The sequence below is a fragment of the Streptomyces sp. SAI-135 genome (genome assembly GCF_029893805.1).
Classification (GTDB): domain Bacteria; phylum Actinomycetota; class Actinomycetes; order Streptomycetales; family Streptomycetaceae; genus Streptomyces.
This window is the reverse complement of the sequence record NZ_JARXYP010000002.1, coordinates 5,945,893-5,962,804: the sequence shown is the minus strand read 5'-3', so window position 1 is coordinate 5,962,804 and position 16,912 is coordinate 5,945,893. Positions and strand designations below refer to the sequence as shown.

The window sequence follows — 16,912 nt, the reverse complement described above, 5'->3', positions numbered from 1 at the left end:
CCACGCGACAGGTATAAGGTCCGTGGAATGCCGCAAGTCAAGGTCAGCGTCGTCATTCCCGTCCACAACACCGGGAAGTACGTCGACGAGTGCGCGCCGTCGCTGCTCGGGCAGAGTCTGCCCGCCGACGAGTACGAGGTCATCTACGTCGACGACGGCTCGACGGACGACACACTGGCCCGGCTGGAGAAGCTCGCCGCCGCGCACGCGCACGTCCAGGTGCACACCCGGCCGAACTCCGGCTGGCCGGGTGCGCCGCGCAACCTCGGGATGGCCCACGCCAAGGGCGAGTACATCCAGTTCGTCGACCATGACGACCTGCTCGGACCCGAGGCCCTGGAGCGGCTCCACGCCCACGCGCGGCGCAACGACGCCGACGTGGTGCTCGGCAAGATGTCCAGCACGATGGTGCGTCCCCGGCGGCTGTTCCGGCACACGGTGGACGCCTGCACGATCGAGAACGACGAGCTCATGCAGAGCCTGTCGCCGCACAAGATGTTCCGGCGGGCCTTCGTCGAGGAGCACGGCCTGCGCTTTCCCGAGGGGCCCTGGATCCTGGAGGACCTGGCCTTCGTCAGCGCCGCCTATCTGAAGGCGAAGCGGATCGCGGTCCTCGCCGACTACCCCTGCTACTACTGGATGAAGCGGGACGACGGCGGCAACAACACCCGGCTCCGCTTCAGCCCGCGCCACGGCTTCTGGCCCAACTGCCGCACCGTCGTGCGCGGGATCAAGGACGGCACCACCCCGTCCGACGACGTCGACGCGCTGCAAAACCGTCTCCTGCACCGCCTGTACCACGTCGAGATCCTCTCCCGCGCCCGCGAGCCCGAGATCCTGTGCGAGGACCCCGCCGAGCAGCGCGAGCGCTTCGAGGCGGCCCGTCGACTGGCCCTGGAGGAGTTCCCGACCGCCGTACGCGACGGCCTGCCCACGGTGTCGCGCCTGCGCGCCGAACTCCTCGAACGCGGTGACTTCGACTCAGCCGTGGCCCTGGCCGAGCGTGTTCGCCGGGTCAAGGCCCGCAGCGTCGTGGGCGGACTGCGGTGGCAGGAGGGCCGGCTGGTCGCGGACGTCACGCTGGACCTGCTGCGCGGGGACGGCGAGCCTCTGGTGCTCGTCGAGCGGGGCGGCAAGCGGTGGCTCGACCCGGAGGTGACGGCCGGGGTGCCGGGGACCGAGGGCGGCTGGGAGGTCCGCGATCCGTTCCGGCTGGCGTACGCCGAGCTGGTGGTCAAGGACCGCGACCGCGAGGACTGGTGGTACCCGCAGGGCGATCTGGAGGTGCGGCTCGCGCCCTGCGGCGAGGGGCGCTCGCGGCTCGTCGCGTCCGGGCGGCTGCTCCTCGACCCCGAGCGGCTGGCCGGCGGCCGTCCGCTGGAGCGCGGGGTGCACGACGTGTGGGCGTACGTCCAGCTGCTGGGCATCGACCGGATGGTCCGTCTCACCGGCGACGGCACCCCGGGTGCCCCCGCCGCGGGCCCGGCACTGACCGGCGGGCGGCTCGCGCTGCCGTACTGGACGGGCAGCGGCCAGCTCGCCCTCGATGTCGACCAGAGCCGGCGCAGGCTCGGTGCCGACACGGCCGGGGCCGCCGCGGCGAACCCAGGACGCGGTGAGCGGTCGCTTCCGCTGCCCTGGGTGGCGGCGACGAGGGACAGCGGCCCGGCTCCCCTCCGGGTCGCCGTGTCCGCGCTGACCGTGGACGCCGAGCTGGTCCCCGGTGCGGACGGGGCGACGGCCGCACTGCGACTGCCCGCCCGGCTCCGGCTGCCGTCCGGACGGCACCCGGTGAGACTCCCGAAGACCGACGCCCCCGTGGCGTACGCCGTGGTCCGCGACGGCCGCCTGCTGCGGCTGGAGGGCCCGGCCCACGAGGCGGGCAGGGGACGCCGGCTCCTCGACGCGGTCGCCGACCACCGCCAGGTCCGGCGGGTACGGCGACGGCTGGGCCGTTAGGACGGTCGGGGGACGCCCCCCGGGTCGGCGGTGCCCCTCGTCGTCCCGCTACGCGTACGCCGAGATGTCCTTGATCATCGCGAACCCGAGCCCGTACGCGCTCATGCCTCTCCCGTACGCCCCCACGTGCACCCCTTCCTGCGTGGAGCCCGCGAGCACCCAGCCGAACTCCGACTCCCGGTAGTGGAAGGGCGTGGGCACGCCGTCCACCGGCAGGGAGAGGGTCGACCAGTCCGGTCCGTCGAGGTCGTCCGCCAGGACCCAGGCCGTCTCGGTCTGCTGGTCCAGCCAGTCGTCGCGCAGGGAGTGGTCCATCTGCCCGGGCCAGGTGAACGACAGCAGGCCCACCCCGGCCAGCCAGGCGGCGGAGGAGACCGACGTGGCCTCCAGCAGACCCGTGCCGTCCGCGCTCCTGCGGGAGGGGTTCGCGGCGACGGTCACCACGACCGCGAACTTCTCCTTCGGCTCGCCCGTGGAGCCCGCCTCGTTCTTCACCGAGGGCTCGTCCCCGTGTCCGATGGACCCGTGCTCGACGGCTCCGTCGGCCGACGTGCCGACCTGCATCAGCCAGCGCGGCCCCGTGAAGGCCTCGTCGAGGCCGTACCAGGGGAAGGGCGCCTGAAGGTAGCCGTCGACCGTGCGCCGGGCGGAGGGAACCTGCTGGCCACCCTCCGCGGCCGGCGCCTGCGCGACTGCCCCACTCGTCGTCTCCATGTGCCGGACGCCTCCTACTAGCTCTCGTCGGACCGGACCGGCCCGCCCCCCTTCGGGCGGCGTCGCTGGTTCGCGTACGGCCCGCACAACAACTCGGCAGCATAGCCACACCGCTCCGAGCTGCGCGGAAACCGCCCGGCGCGCGGGGCGCCCGGGGGGTGGCTTCCGGCCGTACGGGGCCCCTACGAGGTGGGGTCGGGCTATGAAACGCGTCACGCACGACGGCGGAAGGCGCCCGCGAGCTCAACTGCCCGGCGGACGCCTTCCCTTGGGGCGTACGGCTCAGGTGGCGTCCGCGTCGAAGGGCGGACGGTCGTCCTTGCCCAGCTCCTCGGGCTTCTTGGTCATGTCGATCCGGCCACCGGAGGACGACGAGGACGGCGAGGTGTCCGTGCTGTGCACCGCGTCGGTGACCTCGGCCATCTCCTTCTTCAGGTCGAAGCCGTTGCGGATCTCCTTGAGACCCAGCTCGTCGTTGTCCAGCTGCTTGCGGATGAACGTCTTGGGGTTGAGGTCCTCGAACTCGAAGTCCTTGAACTCCGGGCCCAGCTCCTGCCGGATGTCCTGCTTGGCGCTCTCGGAGAACTCCCGGATCTTGCGCACGGTCCGCATGACGTCCTGGATGACCTTCGGGAGCTTGTCCGGACCGAAGACGAGCACGGCGAGGACAACGAGCGTGATCAGCTCGAGCGGTCCTATGTCATTGAACACCTGAAGCTCCTTGCGGTCCTCGGTCCTCGGTCCTCGGCCCTCGGTGGTCTGGTGTTCCGTGGTCCGGGCCGGGTCCACGGTACCTGGGGATCCCGTACGACCGGTACTGTCCCGGGGGCTCCGAGTGCGGGCGTACGGGCGGTTTTCCGGGTTGTTTGCCTTGTGGAGCGGGGTTCGGGCGTGTCCCTGTGGGGTTTCTGTCAATGCCTCAGCCGCCGTCCGAGGAGCCGAGGACCAGCGAGACGCTCCTTTCCCTGCCGTCGCGCCGGAAGGTGAGTTCGAGGCGGTCGCCGGGGCGGTGGGCGCGGATCCGCACGATGAGCTCGTCGCCGGAGTGGATACGGCGGCCGTCGACCTCGGTGATGACATCACCCGCCCGGAGTCCGGCCCTGTCACCCGGACCGCCCTCGGTCACGGCGGGTCCGCCGTCACCGCCCTCGGTCCCGACGCGGGCACCGTCGCCGGAGTAGTCCATGTCGAGGGTGACGCCGATGACGGGGTGGGTGGCCCGGCCGGTGTTGATCAGTTCTTCCGCGACCCGCTTGGCCTGGTTGACGGGGATGGCGAAGCCGAGACCTATCGAACCGGCCTGTCCGCTCTCGGAGCGGGAGCCGTCGTCGGCGGACCGGATGGCGGAGTTGATGCCTATGACACGGCCCCGGGAGTCGAGGAGGGGGCCTCCGGAGTTGCCGGGGTTGATGGGTGCGTCGGTCTGGAGAGCGTCGACGTACGACACGTCCGTGCCGTCTCCGCTCTCGCCGCCGGCGGTGACGGGCCGGTCCTTCGCGCTGATGATCCCGGAGGTGACGGTGCCCTCCAGGTCGAAGGGGGCGCCGATGGCGACGACGGGGTCGCCGACCTGGACGCTGTCGGAGTTGCCGAGGGGCAGGGCCCGCAGGCCGCCGACACCGCGGACCTCGACGACGGCGAGGTCGTACCCGCTGTCCCGCCCCACGACGGTGGCCTTCGCGGTGTCCCCGCTGTGAAAGGTCACCGATATCTCGCCGTCGGCACCGGCCGGCTCCACGACGTGGTTGTTGGTGAGGATGTGCCCGCGCTCGTCCAGCACGAAGCCGGTCCCGGTCCCGGACTCCCCGGCCCCGCTCACATGCAGGGTCACGACGCCGGGCAGGGCTCGGGCGGCGATCCCGGCGACCGTCCCGGGGGCCCGTCCACCGGGCTCCTTCGCGGCCTGCGGCAACTCCACGACGTCCCCTGCCACGCCGTGGCGCTCCAGATACGCCCCTGCGACCCCACCGACCCCGCCCGCGACGAGCGCGAGCAGGACAGCACCGCCGAGCAGCGCCCGCCGCGCCCGGCGCCGCCGGGTGGCCTCGGTCGGCACGGCGGCGCCGGTTTGCTGGAGGAGGGCGGGGGCCCAGGGGTCGTAGTTCTGCCGGGGGGTGGGGGCGCCGGGAGGTGGGAGGGGGAGGCCGGGAGGCGGGGTGGCCGGCGCCGGTGGTGCTGGGGAGGCTTCCGGTGGTGGAGCGGCCGCCTCGGTGTGGGAGGTCGGGACCTGGACGGGTGGAACCTCGACCGGAGGAGCCTGGACGGTCGGGGCCTGGACGGGTGGGGCGGGGGCCCAGGGTCCCGGTACGCCGTAGGGCGGCGTGTCGGAGGAGCCGGAGGCGAGCGACGAGTCGGTACGACCGCTGTCGGCCACCGCCTCCGCGTCCGCGGGAGCCGCCGGCTCGAAGTCGCCGTCGGTCCCCTGCGAGACGGACTCGGCGCCGGGCACCCCGCTCCTCGGCGCCGCGAGCAGGAAGTCCCCGTCGGGCCCTGTCGAGTCGGTCGGGTCGGTCGAGTCGGCCGGCGGCCCGGTCCGCTCGTCCGGTCCGGAAACCCCCCGTGCCCCGGGGCGGCTCCACCACTTCGTCCTTGTGGGCTTGCCCTCGTCCATGCTCTCCCCACAGCTGACCGGCCGCGGTGCGCGGCGCGTCGACCTGTCTGTGGATTCAACCAGGTTCGGGCGCCGCGGAGCAGGGCGCCGGTCAGCGGGTGGCGCTGGGGGGCGTGGGCGCCGATGTGGTGGGGACGGGTGCGGCGAGGAAGCCGGAGGCGGTGAGATCCGGCGTCGCGGACAGGGAGGTCAGGGTGAGCGGCGGAGTCGTGCTGAGCGGACGTATGAGAGGGGACATGGCGGCGGCACCGGCGACCACGGGCGCGGTGAGGGTGTGCAGGGCCGCGTCCTGCACCTGGGCGGGGATGCCCGGCAGCAGCGGTGCGGACGCGGAGGTCTGGGCGACCGGGGTGTCACCCGGCATCCGCTGCCCCTGCCCCTGTCCCTGCGCGAGCAGGGGCCCCACGCCACGGCGGCGCTGGTTCTCCGGTACCGCGGCACCCGTGCCCGGCGTGCGCGCCGGGGTGACGTTGCTGCCGGCGCCGCGGGCGTCGGTGTCACCCGGCACGCCCGTGGTGACGCCGCCCAGCGCGATCGCGGCCAGCGACACCGCTCCGGCGGCGACGACCGCGAACCGCATGCCGCGCGAGGCCGAGCGGTCGGCCTCGGAGCGGGTGACGTCATGGATGCGGAAGCCACGGCCTGCGGAGGGCGGGAGCACCGCCGGGGCGTGCGGACGGGCGGGGACGTAGTCGAACTCGAAACGCTCGCCACGTCTCACGCCGAAGGCTCCGGTGGCGCCGGGTCGTCCCGGCAGTGCCGCGAACCCTCCTCCGCCGAACGGCGAGCTGTCGCCGTCCTCCGGATCACCCCCGGGCAGCCCCTGGAGGCGGGCCAGGAAGCTCTCGGAGGGCGGGGGCGGGGCGGCCTCCGCGAAGACGTTCTTCAGGCGGCGCTGGGCGTCCGCCTCCGCCTTGCACTTCGGGCAGGTGGCGAGATGCGCGAGGACGCGCTCCCGCGTGGCATGACCGAGCTCGCCGTCCACCAGGGCGGCGAGTCGGTCTCCCAGATGCTGTTCCGCGAGGCTTCCCTCGCCGGGTTTGGGCAGTGATCCACTCACGCGGACGCGCCCCCTCCCCCCAGTGCGGGGACCCGGGCCATGAAGGAGCGGCGCTCGGCGCGGGCCTCGGGTGAGCGGTGGGCGAGGGCCTTGCGCAGCTGGGAACGGCCGCGGTGGATCCGCGAGCGGACGGTGCCGAGCTTGACGCCCAGGGTCGCGGCGATCTCCTCGTACGAGAGTCCCTCGATGTCGCACAGGACGACCGCGGCGCGGAACTCCGGCGCGAGGGTGTCGAGGGCCTGCTGGACGTCCGCGTCGAAGTGGGCGTCGTTGAAGACCTGCTGGGGCGACGGCTCGCGGCTGGGCAGTCGCTCGGCCGCGTCCTCGCCGAGGGCGTCGAAGCGGATGCGCTGCTTGCGGCGGACCATGTCCAGGAAGAGGTTGGTGGTGATGCGGTGCAGCCAGCCCTCGAAGGTGCCCGGTGTGTACGTGGACAGCGAGCGGAAGACGCGGACGAAGACCTCCTGCGTGAGGTCCTCGGCGTCGTGCTGGTTACCGGTGAGGCGGTACGCGAGGCGGTACACGCGGCCGCTGTGCGTGCTGACGATCTCCTCCCAGGTGGGCGGAGTCCACGCCTGCCCGTCCGCGTCGGTGGCGAAGGTCGCGGTCTGGGCGTAGTCGCCGGCGTGGCTGTGGTCAGCGGTGTCGTTCACGGATCTCGGCCTGCCCGCCGATCCGAGGAAGCGCCGCAGCACTCCCCCACGATCACCAGGTGCGGCCGCACCTCCCCTGTCGGCTCTGGTTGTCTCCAGTGGAGCCCCTACCATAGCCACCTCGCCCGTTAGCTCCGGATAAGCGGTTTTACGAGAATTTGATCTGGGCTGATACCACTCGGTCCCCTGCGTCAGCAGTTGCTCGAGGGCCTGCTCGGCTTCGTGATCCAACTGTGTCCCCCCGGGTGCGTCTCCATCCCTCTAAACGCCCGGTCCCATCTGCGGGTTCCCGACGGCAACGGATACAGTCACGCCCAGGCAACCACGGGGCAAGGAGAGGGTCATTACCGGCAACCGGCAGACGAGCTGGGCGTTCGCCGACGCCTACGTCGCCGAGGACGAAGTCCTGAGCTGGGCCCGGGACCGGGCCCGTGAGGCGGGACTGCGCTCGGTGTCGCCCGGCGCGGGCGCGGCGCTGCGGTTGCTGGCCGCCTCCGTGGACGCCAAGGCCGTCGCCGAGATCGGCACCGGGACCGGCGTCTCCGGCATCCATCTGCTGCACGGCATGCGCCCGGACGGGGTGCTGACCACCGTCGACCCCGAGCCGGAGCACCAGCAGTTCGCCCGGCAGGCGTTCCGCGCCTGCGGTTTCGCCAGCAACCGGGCCCGGTTCATCCCGGGCCGCGCCCTGGACGTCCTGCCCCGTCTCGCCGACGCCGGCTACGACCTCGTCTTCTGCGACGGTGACCGGCAGGAGGTCATGGACTACCTCGCTGAATCGTTGCGCCTGCTGCGTCCGGGTGGCCTCGTGGTCTTCGAGGGCGTCTTCGCCAACGGCCGCACCGTGGACTCGGGACCGCAGCCGACGGAGGTGCTGCGCCTGAGGGAGCTGCTGCGGGCCGTGCGCGAGAGCCAGGACCTGGTGCCGTCTCTGCTGCCGGTGGGCGACGGACTGCTCTGCGCGGTCAAGCGCTGAGCCCGATGCGGGGCGTACGGCCGTTCGGGGTACCGCCCGGACAGAGCGCTGCCCCGGCACCTCAGGAGATGCCGGGGCAGCCGAAAGGGTATGGTCGCTTCCGCGTCAGCCGACGACCTTCTTGAGGGCGTCGCCGAGCGCGTCGGCCTCGTCAGGGGTCAGCTCGACGACGAGCCGACCGCCGCCTTCGAGCGGAACGCGCATGACGATGCCCCGCCCCTCCTTGGTCACCTCGAGCGGGCCATCACCCGTTCGCGGCTTCATGGCCGCCATGCTCGTTCCCCTTCCTGAAACCAGCTCATCGTCAAAGCCGACAGCCCTGGGAGGGCACGCGCGTCAAAGTGGGACACGCGCCACCGGCATCGAACACATTGCTTCCAAGCCATTATCCCGCATCTCAGGACCCGATGACCAACATCAGTCGGCATCGCTTGGGCAACGCGCGCGAGCAAAACCACCCAATTCGGCGATGTGGCTGCGATACTCCGCCGCCGCGCGGACGCCGGCCGGCCGTGAGCGCTCGACAATTCTTTGACGCAGGTCACACGTCCGCTCCGGTTCCCGGACGGCGATCTCCGCCATGCTGTCCCTCGGACATCGGATGCAGCGGACACACCGGAGGGGATACGCCATGGCCGACACCGTGCTCTACGAGGTGCACGACGGGCTCGCGACGATCACGCTGAACCGGCCGGAGGCGATGAACGCGCTGAACATCGCCACGAAGGTCGCGCTGCGGGAGGCCGTGGAGTCGGCGGCCTCGGACGACGCCGTACGGGCCGTGCTGCTCACCGCCGCCGGAGAGCGGTCCTTCTGCGTGGGGCAGGACCTCAAGGAGCACATCGGGCTGCTCGCCGAGGGCTCGACGGAGGTCATGAGCACGGTCAGGGAGCACTACAACCCGATCGTGCGTGCGCTCACGGAGATGCCCAAGCCGGTGGTGGCCGGCGTGAACGGGGTCGCGGCGGGCGCCGGCTTCGGGCTCGCGCTCGCGGCGGACTACCGGGTGGCGGCGGACACGGCCGCGTTCAACACCTCGTTCGCCGGGGTGGCGCTGACCGCGGACTCCGGGATCTCGTGGACGCTGCCGCGCGTGGTGGGGCCGGGCCGCGCCGCCGACCTGCTGCTCTTCCCGCGGACCATGTCGGCCCGGGACGCGCACGACCTGGGGATCGTGAACCGTCTCGTGCCCTCCACCGAGCTGCCCGCGGAGGCCGAGAAGGTGGCGCGGGCCCTGGCCGAGGGCCCGACGGTGGCGTACGGCGCGATCAAGGAGTCCCTCGCGTACGCCCTGTCGCACACCCTGGCGCAGACGCTGGAGAAGGAGGACGAGCTTCAGACGCGGGCCGGGGCCTCCGAGGACCACGCGATCGCGGTGCGGGCCTTCGTGCACAAGGAGACCCCCAAGTACCTGGGCCGGTAGGGCTCAGGCACCTCTCGCGACGCACGTCTCCAGGTGGTCGTCCACCAGTCCGCACGCCTGCATCAGCGCGTACGCCGTCGTGGGGCCCACGAAGCGCAGGCCGCGCTTCTTGAGGGCCTTGGACAGGGCGGTCGACTCGGGGGTGACCGCGGGGACGTCGGCGAGGGTCCTGGGGACCGCGTGCGAGGCCGGCGCGTGGGACCAGATCAGTTCGTCCAGCTCGCCCGGGGCCCATTCGGCCAGCACGCGCGCGTTGGCCATCGTCGCGTCGATCTTGGCGCGATTGCGGATGATCCCCGGGTCGAGGAGCAGGCGGTCGCGGTCGGCCTCGCCGAACATGGCCACCTTGGCGATCTCGAACCCCGCGAAGGCGGCACGGAAGCCCTCGCGGCGGCGCAGGATGGTGATCCAGGACAGGCCGGACTGGAAGGCCTCCAGACTGAGCCGCTCGTAGAGGGCGTCGTCGCCGTGGACCGGGCGGCCCCACTCCTCGTCGTGGTACGTCACGTAGTCCGGCGTGGACAGCGCCCAGGGGCAGCGGGGGGCGCCGTCCGGGCCGATCAGGGCGGCGCTTTCGCTCACTGCTGCTCCCCGTGGCCGTGCTCCGGCTTGTGCAGGGCGACGTGGGCCGCGGCCCGGGCGCCGGCCAGCGCGGACTCCAGGTCGGCGATCCGGGCGTCCCGCTCGGCGAGCTCGGCGCCGAGGCGGCTGAGCGCGTCGTCGACGTCCGCCATGCGGTAGCCGCGGGCGGTCAGCGGGAAGCGGAGGCTGTCGATGTCCGCGCGGTTGACCGGCCGGTCGGGCGGCAGCGGGTCCTGGAGCCGCTCCGGGGCGACGTCCGGCAGCGGGCCGTCGCTCTCGCCGCCGCCCACCACGGCGAGCGTCACCGCGGCGACCACGACCGCGAGCGCGATGACCAGGAACAAGAACATAACCATCGCTGAGGTCCCCAGGGTCCCTGCCGGCGGCCGGCCACCGGCGTCGAATGTGTCAGGGTCCGATCGTGCCATGCGAGTCTGACAGTTAGGGTCGCAGGCGGTCGCAGAGGCCGAACACACAGACGCAAGAAGTGAGGTCACAGGGGATGCTCAGGCTGGGCAGGCGTGAATTCGACGCGCACGAGCCGGTGATCATGGCGATCGTGAACCGGACCCCCGACTCCTTCTACGACCAGGGAGCCACCTTCCTCGACGAGCCCGCCCTCGCGCGCGTGGAGCAGGCGGTGGCCGAAGGGGCCGCCATCATCGACGTCGGCGGGGTCAAGGCCGGGCCGGGCGAGGAGGTGTCCGCGGCGGAGGAGGCCCGGCGGACCGTCGGCTTCGTGGCGGAGGTGCGCCGGCGGTTCCCCGAGGTGATCATCAGCGTCGACACCTGGCGGGCGTCGGTCGGCGAGGCGGTGTGCGAGGCGGGGGCCGATCTGCTGAACGACGCCTGGGGCGGGGTCGACCCCGGTCTGGCCGAGGTCGCCGCCCGGTACAAGGTGGGCCTCGTGTGCACGCACGCCGGGGGCGCCGAGCCGCGGACCCGGCCGCACCGGGTGACGTACGACGACGTCATGGCCGACATCCTGCGGGTGACCGTGGGGCTGGCCGAGCGGGCGGTCGCGCTGGGGGTGCCCCGGGAGTCGGTGCTGATCGATCCCGGGCACGACTTCGGGAAGAACACGCGGCACAGTCTCGAGGCGACGAGGCGGTTGGGCGAGATGGTCGAGACGGGATGGCCGGTGCTGGTCTCCCTGTCCAACAAGGACTTCGTGGGCGAGACCCTGGACAAGCCGGTGAAGGAGCGGGTGGTGGGGACGCTGGCGACCACCGCGGTGTCGGCGTGGCTGGGGGCTCAGGTGTACCGGGTGCACGAGGTCGGCGAGACCCGGCAGGTGCTGGACATGGTGGCGTCGATCGCGGGGCACCGGCCGCCGGCGGTCGCTCGTCGGGGGCTGGCATAGGGAGTTCTTCGCCCCCGCCGCCCCTGCCCGTCCCTCCTCCGGGGGGCTCCGCCCCCTTCGCCCCCCGCTCCTCGAACGCCGGAGGGGCTGATCAACCCTCCGGCGTTCCATGCCCTGCAAGGGCTACCGGCCCGCCTCCTTGGAGACCAGTGCCACCGCCTCGTCCACGTCGTCCGTCACGTGGAACAGGAGCAGGTCCTTCTCCGAGGCCTTGCCCTGGGCGACCAGGGTGTTCGTGAGCCAGTCGACGAGGCCGCCCCAGTACGCGCTGCCGAAGAGGACGATCGGGAAGCGGGTGACCTTCTGGGTCTGGACCAGGGTCAGGGCCTCGAAGAGCTCGTCGAGGGTGCCGAGGCCGCCCGGCAGGACCACGAACCCCTGCGCGTACTTCACGAACATCATCTTGCGGACGAAGAAGTAGCGGAAGTTGAGACCGATGTCGACGTAGGGGTTGAGTCCCTGCTCGAAGGGGAGCTCGATGCCGAGCCCCACGGAGGTGCCGTTCGCCTCGCAGGCACCCTTGTTGGCCGCCTCCATGGCGCCGGGGCCGCCGCCGGTGATCACGGCGAAGCCGGCCTCCACCAGGCCTCGGCCGAGCCGCACGCCCGCCTCGTACTCGGGAGAGTCCGCCGGGGTCCGCGCCGAGCCGAACACGCTGATCGCGGGCGGGAGTTCGGCGAGGGTGCCGAAGCCCTCGATGAACTCCGACTGGATGCGCAGGACGCGCCAGGGGTCGGTGTGGACCCAGTCCGAGGGGCCACCCGCGTCCAGCAGGCGCTGGTCGGTCGTGCTCGCCGTGACCTGTCCCCGCCTGCGGAGGACAGGTCCCAGGCGCTGCTCCTCCGGCGGCTGCTTCTTGCCCTCGGGGTTCCCGGTAGCCATGTGCGCTCCCTCCGCTTGCCTGGTCTTTCCGTCTCAGCGTAGATCTACGCGGGTTACGGAGGGGGGACGTACGCGTGTCCGCCGTCGAGCGCCCGCCGGCACACCGCCTCCTCAGGAGGTCAGCCAGGCCCGCAACTTCGCCTCCGCCTCGGGGATCAGTGACGCCTTCACCCGCTCGTCCACCTTGTGCGCGAGCAGCGGCTGTCCCGGGCTGTAGTTCACCGCGGGCACGCCCAGCGCGCTGAAGCGGGACACGTCCGTCCAGCCGAACTTGGGGCGGGCGACGCCGCCGACCGCGGCCATGAAGGCCTGGGCGACGGGGTGGGTGAGGCCGGGGCGGGCGCCGCCGGTGTGGTCGTCGACGGTGAACTCGTCGACCCCGCAGTCCGCGAAGAAGTCCCGTACGAAGGCCTCCGCCTCGGCCTCGCTGCGGTCCGGCGCGTAACGGAAGTTGACCGTCAGCGTGCAGGAGTCGGGGATGACGTTCGTGGCCACGCCGCCCTCCACGCGCACGGCGTTGAGCCCCTCGTGGAACTCCAGTCCGTCCACCACCGGCTTGCGCGGTTCGTAGGCGGCGAGCTTCGCGAGGGCGGGGGCGGCCTTGTGGATCGCGTTGGACCCCATCCACGCGCGCGCGGAGTGCGCCCGCTCCCCCTTGAACGTCAGCAGGACCCGCAGGGTTCCCTGGCAGCCACCCTCGACCTGGTTGTCCGTCGGCTCCAGGAGGACCGCGAAGTCGCCCTCCAGCCACTCGGGATGGGCCTCGGCCACATGTCCCAGGCCGTTGAGGTGGGCCGCGACCTCTTCGTTGTCGTAGAAGATGAAGGTGAGGTCGCGGTTGGGCTCCGGGAGGGTCGCCGCGATCCGCAGCTGGACCGCGACCCCGGACTTCATGTCGCAGGTGCCGCAGCCCCACAGGTAGCCCTCGTCGTCGAGCCGGGAGGGGACGTTGCCCGCGATGGGGACGGTGTCGATGTGGCCGGCGAGGATGACGCGTTCCGAACGGCCGAGGTTCGTGCGGGCGACGACGTTGTTGCCGTGGCGGTCGACCGTCAGGTGCGGCAGGGCGCGCAGGGCGCTCTCGATCGCGTCCGCGAGGGGCTTCTCGGTGCCGCTCTCGGAGGGGAAGTCGACGAGCTGCGCGGTGAGCCGGGCAGCGTCCAGCGAAAGGTCAAGAGGGGTGTCGGCCATGCTCCCGACCCTAACGCTCCCGCTGTGCGCACTCACTGTCCCGTCCGTCTCGGACGTCTCAGTACTCTCCAGTATCTTGTCCGGATGCCAGAGCCGTTGCCCTCCACTCGCAAGCGCCGTGGCCGTCTCCTCCGCTTCGGGGCGGCCCTCGTGGTCCTGTGCGCGGTCGCCGGTTACCTCGTGGTGCAGTACGTCACCGGAGGCACCGACGGGCCGAGCTGCCGCGTCGTCTCCGGCCGGGCGGGCGGGCCGTCGTACGAGTTCACCCCCGAGCAGGCGGTGAACGCGGCGACGATCACCGCCGTCGGCACCGGGCGCGGGCTGCCGGAGCGGGCCGTGACCATCGCGCTCGCCACCGCCCTCCAGGAGTCGGGGCTGCGCAACATCGCGCACGGCGACCGTGACTCCCTCGGCCTGTTCCAGCAGCGGCCCTCGCAGGGCTGGGGCACCCCGAAGGAGATCCTGGACCCGACGTACGCGGCGGGCGAGTTCTACAAGCACCTGGTCAAGGTGCGGGACTACCAGGAGCTTCCGCTGACCGTCGCCGCCCAGCGGGTGCAGCGCAGCGGCTATCCGGAGGCGTACGCCAAGCACGAGCCGGACGCCGTGCTGCTGGCCGCCGCCCTCACCGGCTCCTCGGCGGCCACCCTCACCTGTGACGGCCGCCAGGAGTCCGGCCGGGCCGCACAGGCCGCCGCCACGGGCCCCGACGCGGTGCGGTCCGCCCTCGTACGGGACTTCGGGCGGGACGCGCTGGAGACCGCCGCCGCGGAGGTGGGCGGCAAGGCCGCGCCGAGCCCGACGCCCACCGCGGCGGACGCGCGCACCGTGACCCTCCCCGTGCGCGAGGACACCCGCGCGGGTGCCCGCCGCAGCCTCACCGAGCGCGGCTGGCAGCTCGCCCACTGGGCGGTCGCCAACGCCTCGGCGCTGCGCATCGAGCGGGTCTCGTACGCGGGGCGGCAGTGGACGGCAGGCAGCACCGACAGCGAGTGGCGCACGACGGGCGGCGAGGGCGGCACCGGCTCGGTGCGGATACTGACGGCACGGTAGTTCGGAAGATCACCTGGAAGGGTCACGTCCGGCCCTCGTCCGAGCGGGTGTGCGCAGGTTTTCGCCGCCTCACCCCCGCATCCGCGAGAACCCTTGGGAACAAAGGGCTGCACGCATTCGGCGGACTTTCAGACCGGAAGGCTTTTGCCCGTTTTTATCCGCAGGTGATAATGCGACGCATTGCCAACTCTTTACGTTGCGCGTCCGCAACCTTCGTCGGCTTCGAGCGGTAGTCACGGCGTCCTAGCAACGTTTCCTCCGTCGAAGGAGCAACATGTCCCTCCCCCTGACCCGCAGGATCGCCCGTGCCGCGCTGCTCGTCGCTGCGGGAGCGGCCGCCGGGGTCGGTGCGGCCGGCTCCGCCAGTGCGGCCCCCGCCGCGCTGCCCGCCACTCCGAACCTCGGCGGGCTGACCGCTCTGGACGGGGCGCACGTCGGCAACACGGTGGACGGCGCGACGCAGAACCTGACCGGGACCGCGGGCAAGACCGGTGGCAAGGCCGTCGAGAAGGCGGTGCCGTCCGCGGGCAAGGCCGGCGGCAAGGCCGTGAAGAAGGCCGCGCCGGTCGCGCAGAAGACGGCGGGCGACGCCGCGGGCTCCGCCGGGGGCGTCCTCGGCGACACGACGTCCACGGCGACGAAGGGCGGTCTGCCGACCGACTCCCTCGCCAAGGGCGGCGGCCTGCCGTCGGCGGACACCCTGCCGGTGAAGAGCCTCCCGCTCGGCTAGTACCCCGCGCACACGGCGAAGGGGCCCAGGGATCTCCCTGGGCCCCTTCGGCGCGTCCGGGGCGCGTCACGCCAGTCGTTCGACCGCCGCGCGCACCCGCTCGTCCGTCGCCGTCAGCGCGACCCGTACGAACTTCTCGCCCGCCGTGCCGTAGAAGTCGCCCGGGGCCACCAGGATGCCGAGGCCCGCCAGGTGGGCGACCGTCGCCCAGCAGGACTCGTCCCGGGTCGCCCACAGGTAGAGGCTCGCCTCGCTGTGCTCGATGCGGAAACCGTGGCCGAGGAGGGCCTCGCGCAGCAGCGCCCGGCGGGCCGCGTAGCGCTCGCGCTGCTCACGCACGTGCGTGTCGTCGCCCAGGGCCGCCACCACCGCGGCCTGGGTCGGCGCCGGGGTCATCATGCCGCCGTGCTTGCGGATCTCCAGCAGGGGCGCCAGGACGGCCGGGTCGCCCGCGAGGAAGGCCGCCCGGTAGCCGGCGAGGTTGGAGCGCTTGGACAGCGAGTGGACGGCCACGATGCCGTCGAAGGAGCCGCCGTTGACGTCGGGGTGCAGGACCGAGACCGGGTCGGCCTCCCAGCCGAGCTCCAGGTAGCACTCGTCGGAGAAGACCAGGACGCCGTGCGACCGGGCCCAGGCGACGATCCTCGTCAGCTCGTCCTTGGAGAGCACCCTGCCGGTGGGGTTGGAGGGGGAGTTGAGCCACAGAAGCTTCAGGCCCGCCGGGTCCAGCTCGGTCGGGTCGTCGTAGACCTCGTGGTCCGCGCGGGCCAGACGGGCGCCGACCTCGTACGTCGGGTAGGCGAGGCGCGGGAAGGCGACCCGGTCGCCGGGGCCCAGGCCCAGCTGGGTGGGGAGCCAGGCGACGAGTTCCTTGGAGCCGACGATCGGCAGGACGTGGCGGTGGGTGACCTCGCGGGCGCCCAGGCGCCGCTCGACCCAGCCGGTGATCGCGTCGCGCAGGGCCGGGGTCCCCCACACCGTCGGGTAGCCCGGGGAGTCCGCCGCGTCGATCAGCGCCTTCTGGACGAGATCGGGGACCGGGTCGACCGGGGTGCCGACGGAGAGGTCGACGATGCCGCCCGGATGCTCCAGAGCCGTCTTCTTGTACGGCTCCAGCTTGTCCCAGGGGAAGGTGGGAAGGCGGTCGGAGACTGCGGACACGGCTTTCGCGCTCACTTTCGGGTCGTACGGCAAACGCCTCGGCCCCGTACGGCCACGATCGGAGGCGATCAGGCCGTACGGGACCGAGGCGGCACGAGGTGCGGGCCGCTGATGCGGATGACTAGGCCTGCGGCGGCAGCGCGGCGATGAACGGGTGGTCCCGCTCGATCAGACCCAGCTTGCTGGCGCCGCCGGGCGAGCCGAGCTCGTCGAAGAACTCGACGTTCGCCTTGTAGTAGTCCTTCCACTCGTCCGGGGTGTCGTCCTCGTAGAAGATCGCCTCGACCGGGCAGACCGGCTCACAGGCACCACAGTCGACGCATTCGTCCGGGTGGATGTACAAGGACCGGGAGCCCTCGTAGATGCAGTCGACCGGGCACTCCTCGATGCAAGCCTTGTCCTTCACGTCGACACAAGGCTGCGCGATGACGTAGGTCACGCTGTCGTTCCTCCTCCATAGGGCGCTGGCGGGCCTCCTCAGGCTCCGCCGCCTGGCGCGCGGGAGCGCGGCGTCGTCGATGCCCGCCCCTAGTATCTCCGTTCTTGGGCATGAT

Annotated in this window: 18 protein-coding genes; 6 read left to right on the top strand and 12 right to left on the bottom strand. The window is 72.3% G+C overall.

From position 1 onward, the window contains the following. The first annotated feature begins 27 nt into the window (after positions 1-27). Positions 28-1,959, top strand: coding sequence for a glycosyltransferase family A protein (locus tag M2163_RS31640; protein WP_280895679.1), 1,932 nt, complete (start codon positions 28-30; stop codon positions 1,957-1,959). A gap of 48 nt (positions 1,960-2,007) precedes the next feature. Here M2163_RS31640 and M2163_RS31635 read toward each other — a convergent pair whose 3' ends face one another. From M2163_RS31635 to sigE, 5 genes are all read right to left on the bottom strand, one after another. After that, on the bottom strand, positions 2,008-2,673 hold the full coding sequence (locus M2163_RS31635) for a hypothetical protein (protein WP_280895678.1): 666 nt from the start codon (positions 2,671-2,673) through the stop codon (positions 2,008-2,010). Positions 2,674-2,955: 282 nt separating this feature from the next. Next, positions 2,956-3,384 (bottom strand): sec-independent translocase, encoded by a 429-nt coding sequence (locus M2163_RS31630; protein WP_280849487.1) that lies wholly within the window; start codon positions 3,382-3,384, stop codon positions 2,956-2,958. A gap of 208 nt (positions 3,385-3,592) precedes the next feature. Then, entirely contained in the window at positions 3,593-5,284 is a 1,692-nt protein-coding gene (locus M2163_RS31625; RefSeq protein WP_280895677.1) for a trypsin-like peptidase domain-containing protein, read from the bottom strand. A 91-nt stretch (positions 5,285-5,375) separates the two neighbouring features. After that, complete coding sequence (locus tag M2163_RS31620; protein ID WP_280895676.1) at positions 5,376-6,344, bottom strand: zf-HC2 domain-containing protein; 969 nt, start codon at positions 6,342-6,344, stop codon at positions 5,376-5,378. Next, positions 6,341-7,039 carry an RNA polymerase sigma factor SigE gene (gene sigE / locus M2163_RS31615; RefSeq protein WP_037943029.1) on the bottom strand — a complete coding sequence of 233 codons (699 nt, stop codon included), beginning with the start codon at positions 7,037-7,039 and terminating at the stop codon, positions 6,341-6,343. The genes M2163_RS31620 and sigE overlap by 4 nt, the downstream gene beginning before the upstream one ends. A gap of 235 nt (positions 7,040-7,274) precedes the next feature. Between sigE and M2163_RS31610 the strand changes: the two genes are divergently transcribed. Then, complete coding sequence (locus M2163_RS31610) at positions 7,275-7,973, top strand: O-methyltransferase (RefSeq protein ID WP_348540980.1); 699 nt, start codon at positions 7,275-7,277, stop codon at positions 7,971-7,973. 105 nt (positions 7,974-8,078) lie between these two features. Here the strand turns inward: M2163_RS31610 and M2163_RS31605 are convergent, their stop codons facing one another. After that, complete coding sequence (locus tag M2163_RS31605) at positions 8,079-8,246, bottom strand: DUF3117 domain-containing protein (RefSeq protein ID WP_003966491.1); 168 nt, start codon at positions 8,244-8,246, stop codon at positions 8,079-8,081. A gap of 358 nt (positions 8,247-8,604) precedes the next feature. Here M2163_RS31605 and M2163_RS31600 point away from each other — a divergent pair, with 358 nt between their 5' ends. Further along, positions 8,605-9,396, top strand: coding sequence for an enoyl-CoA hydratase-related protein (locus tag M2163_RS31600; protein WP_280849490.1), 792 nt, complete (start codon positions 8,605-8,607; stop codon positions 9,394-9,396). A 3-nt stretch (positions 9,397-9,399) separates the two neighbouring features. Here M2163_RS31600 and M2163_RS31595 read toward each other — a convergent pair whose 3' ends face one another. Continuing rightward, the gene (locus tag M2163_RS31595; RefSeq protein WP_280849491.1) at positions 9,400-9,978 is read right to left on the bottom strand and encodes a DNA-3-methyladenine glycosylase I; all 579 of its coding nucleotides are present in this window, start codon (positions 9,976-9,978) and stop codon (positions 9,400-9,402) included. After that, positions 9,975-10,334, bottom strand: coding sequence for a DivIVA domain-containing protein (locus M2163_RS31590; RefSeq protein ID WP_280849492.1), 360 nt, complete (start codon positions 10,332-10,334; stop codon positions 9,975-9,977). Before M2163_RS31590 ends, M2163_RS31595 begins: the two co-directional genes overlap by 4 nt. Before the next feature lie 146 nt (positions 10,335-10,480). Here M2163_RS31590 and folP point away from each other — a divergent pair, with 146 nt between their 5' ends. Further along, a complete protein-coding gene (folP, locus tag M2163_RS31585; protein ID WP_280849493.1) occupies positions 10,481-11,341 on the top strand; it encodes a dihydropteroate synthase in 861 nt (286 codons plus the stop codon). Between the two features lie 123 nt (positions 11,342-11,464). Here folP and M2163_RS31580 read toward each other — a convergent pair whose 3' ends face one another. Beyond that, the gene (locus tag M2163_RS31580) at positions 11,465-12,223 is read right to left on the bottom strand and encodes a TIGR00730 family Rossman fold protein (RefSeq protein ID WP_280849494.1); all 759 of its coding nucleotides are present in this window, start codon (positions 12,221-12,223) and stop codon (positions 11,465-11,467) included. 111 nt (positions 12,224-12,334) lie between these two features. Further along, complete coding sequence (gene dapE / locus M2163_RS31575; protein ID WP_280849495.1) at positions 12,335-13,414, bottom strand: succinyl-diaminopimelate desuccinylase; 1,080 nt, start codon at positions 13,412-13,414, stop codon at positions 12,335-12,337. 84 nt (positions 13,415-13,498) lie between these two features. Between dapE and M2163_RS31570 the strand changes: the two genes are divergently transcribed. Then, the gene (locus M2163_RS31570; RefSeq protein WP_280895675.1) at positions 13,499-14,467 is read left to right on the top strand and encodes a heavy metal transporter; all 969 of its coding nucleotides are present in this window, start codon (positions 13,499-13,501) and stop codon (positions 14,465-14,467) included. Positions 14,468-14,741: 274 nt separating this feature from the next. Then, positions 14,742-15,197, top strand: a complete 456-nt coding sequence (locus M2163_RS31565; RefSeq protein WP_280849497.1) for an ATP-binding protein — start codon at positions 14,742-14,744, stop codon at positions 15,195-15,197. 66 nt (positions 15,198-15,263) lie between these two features. Here M2163_RS31565 and M2163_RS31560 read toward each other — a convergent pair whose 3' ends face one another. Further along, complete coding sequence (locus tag M2163_RS31560; protein ID WP_280895674.1) at positions 15,264-16,358, bottom strand: bifunctional succinyldiaminopimelate transaminase/glutamate-prephenate aminotransferase; 1,095 nt, start codon at positions 16,356-16,358, stop codon at positions 15,264-15,266. A 121-nt stretch (positions 16,359-16,479) separates the two neighbouring features. Next, positions 16,480-16,797: a ferredoxin gene (gene fdxA, locus M2163_RS31555; RefSeq protein ID WP_007384503.1), complete on the bottom strand. Its 318-nt coding sequence runs from the start codon at positions 16,795-16,797 to the stop codon at positions 16,480-16,482. Positions 16,798-16,912: the final 115 nt, after the last annotated feature.

Excerpts from the sequence above, each read along its gene's own strand:
- M2163_RS31570 (WP_280895675.1), top strand. The coding sequence starts at position 13,499 with ATGCCAGAGCCGTTGCCCTCCACTCGCAAGCGCCGTGGCCGTCTCCTC.
- M2163_RS31590 (WP_280849492.1), bottom strand. The coding sequence starts at position 10,334 with ATGGTTATGTTCTTGTTCCTGGTCATCGCGCTCGCGGTCGTGGTCGCC.
- M2163_RS31600 (WP_280849490.1), top strand. The coding sequence starts at position 8,605 with ATGGCCGACACCGTGCTCTACGAGGTGCACGACGGGCTCGCGACGATC.
- M2163_RS31625 (WP_280895677.1), bottom strand. The coding sequence starts at position 5,284 with ATGGACGAGGGCAAGCCCACAAGGACGAAGTGGTGGAGCCGCCCCGGG.
- M2163_RS31640 (WP_280895679.1), top strand. The coding sequence starts at position 28 with ATGCCGCAAGTCAAGGTCAGCGTCGTCATTCCCGTCCACAACACCGGG.
- folP (WP_280849493.1), top strand. The coding sequence starts at position 10,481 with ATGCTCAGGCTGGGCAGGCGTGAATTCGACGCGCACGAGCCGGTGATC.
- dapE (WP_280849495.1), bottom strand. The coding sequence starts at position 13,414 with ATGGCCGACACCCCTCTTGACCTTTCGCTGGACGCTGCCCGGCTCACC.
- M2163_RS31565 (WP_280849497.1), top strand. The coding sequence starts at position 14,742 with ATGTCCCTCCCCCTGACCCGCAGGATCGCCCGTGCCGCGCTGCTCGTC.
- M2163_RS31635 (WP_280895678.1), bottom strand. The coding sequence starts at position 2,673 with ATGGAGACGACGAGTGGGGCAGTCGCGCAGGCGCCGGCCGCGGAGGGT.
- M2163_RS31605 (WP_003966491.1), bottom strand. The coding sequence starts at position 8,246 with ATGGCGGCCATGAAGCCGCGAACGGGTGATGGCCCGCTCGAGGTGACC.
- M2163_RS31580 (WP_280849494.1), bottom strand. The coding sequence starts at position 12,223 with ATGGCTACCGGGAACCCCGAGGGCAAGAAGCAGCCGCCGGAGGAGCAG.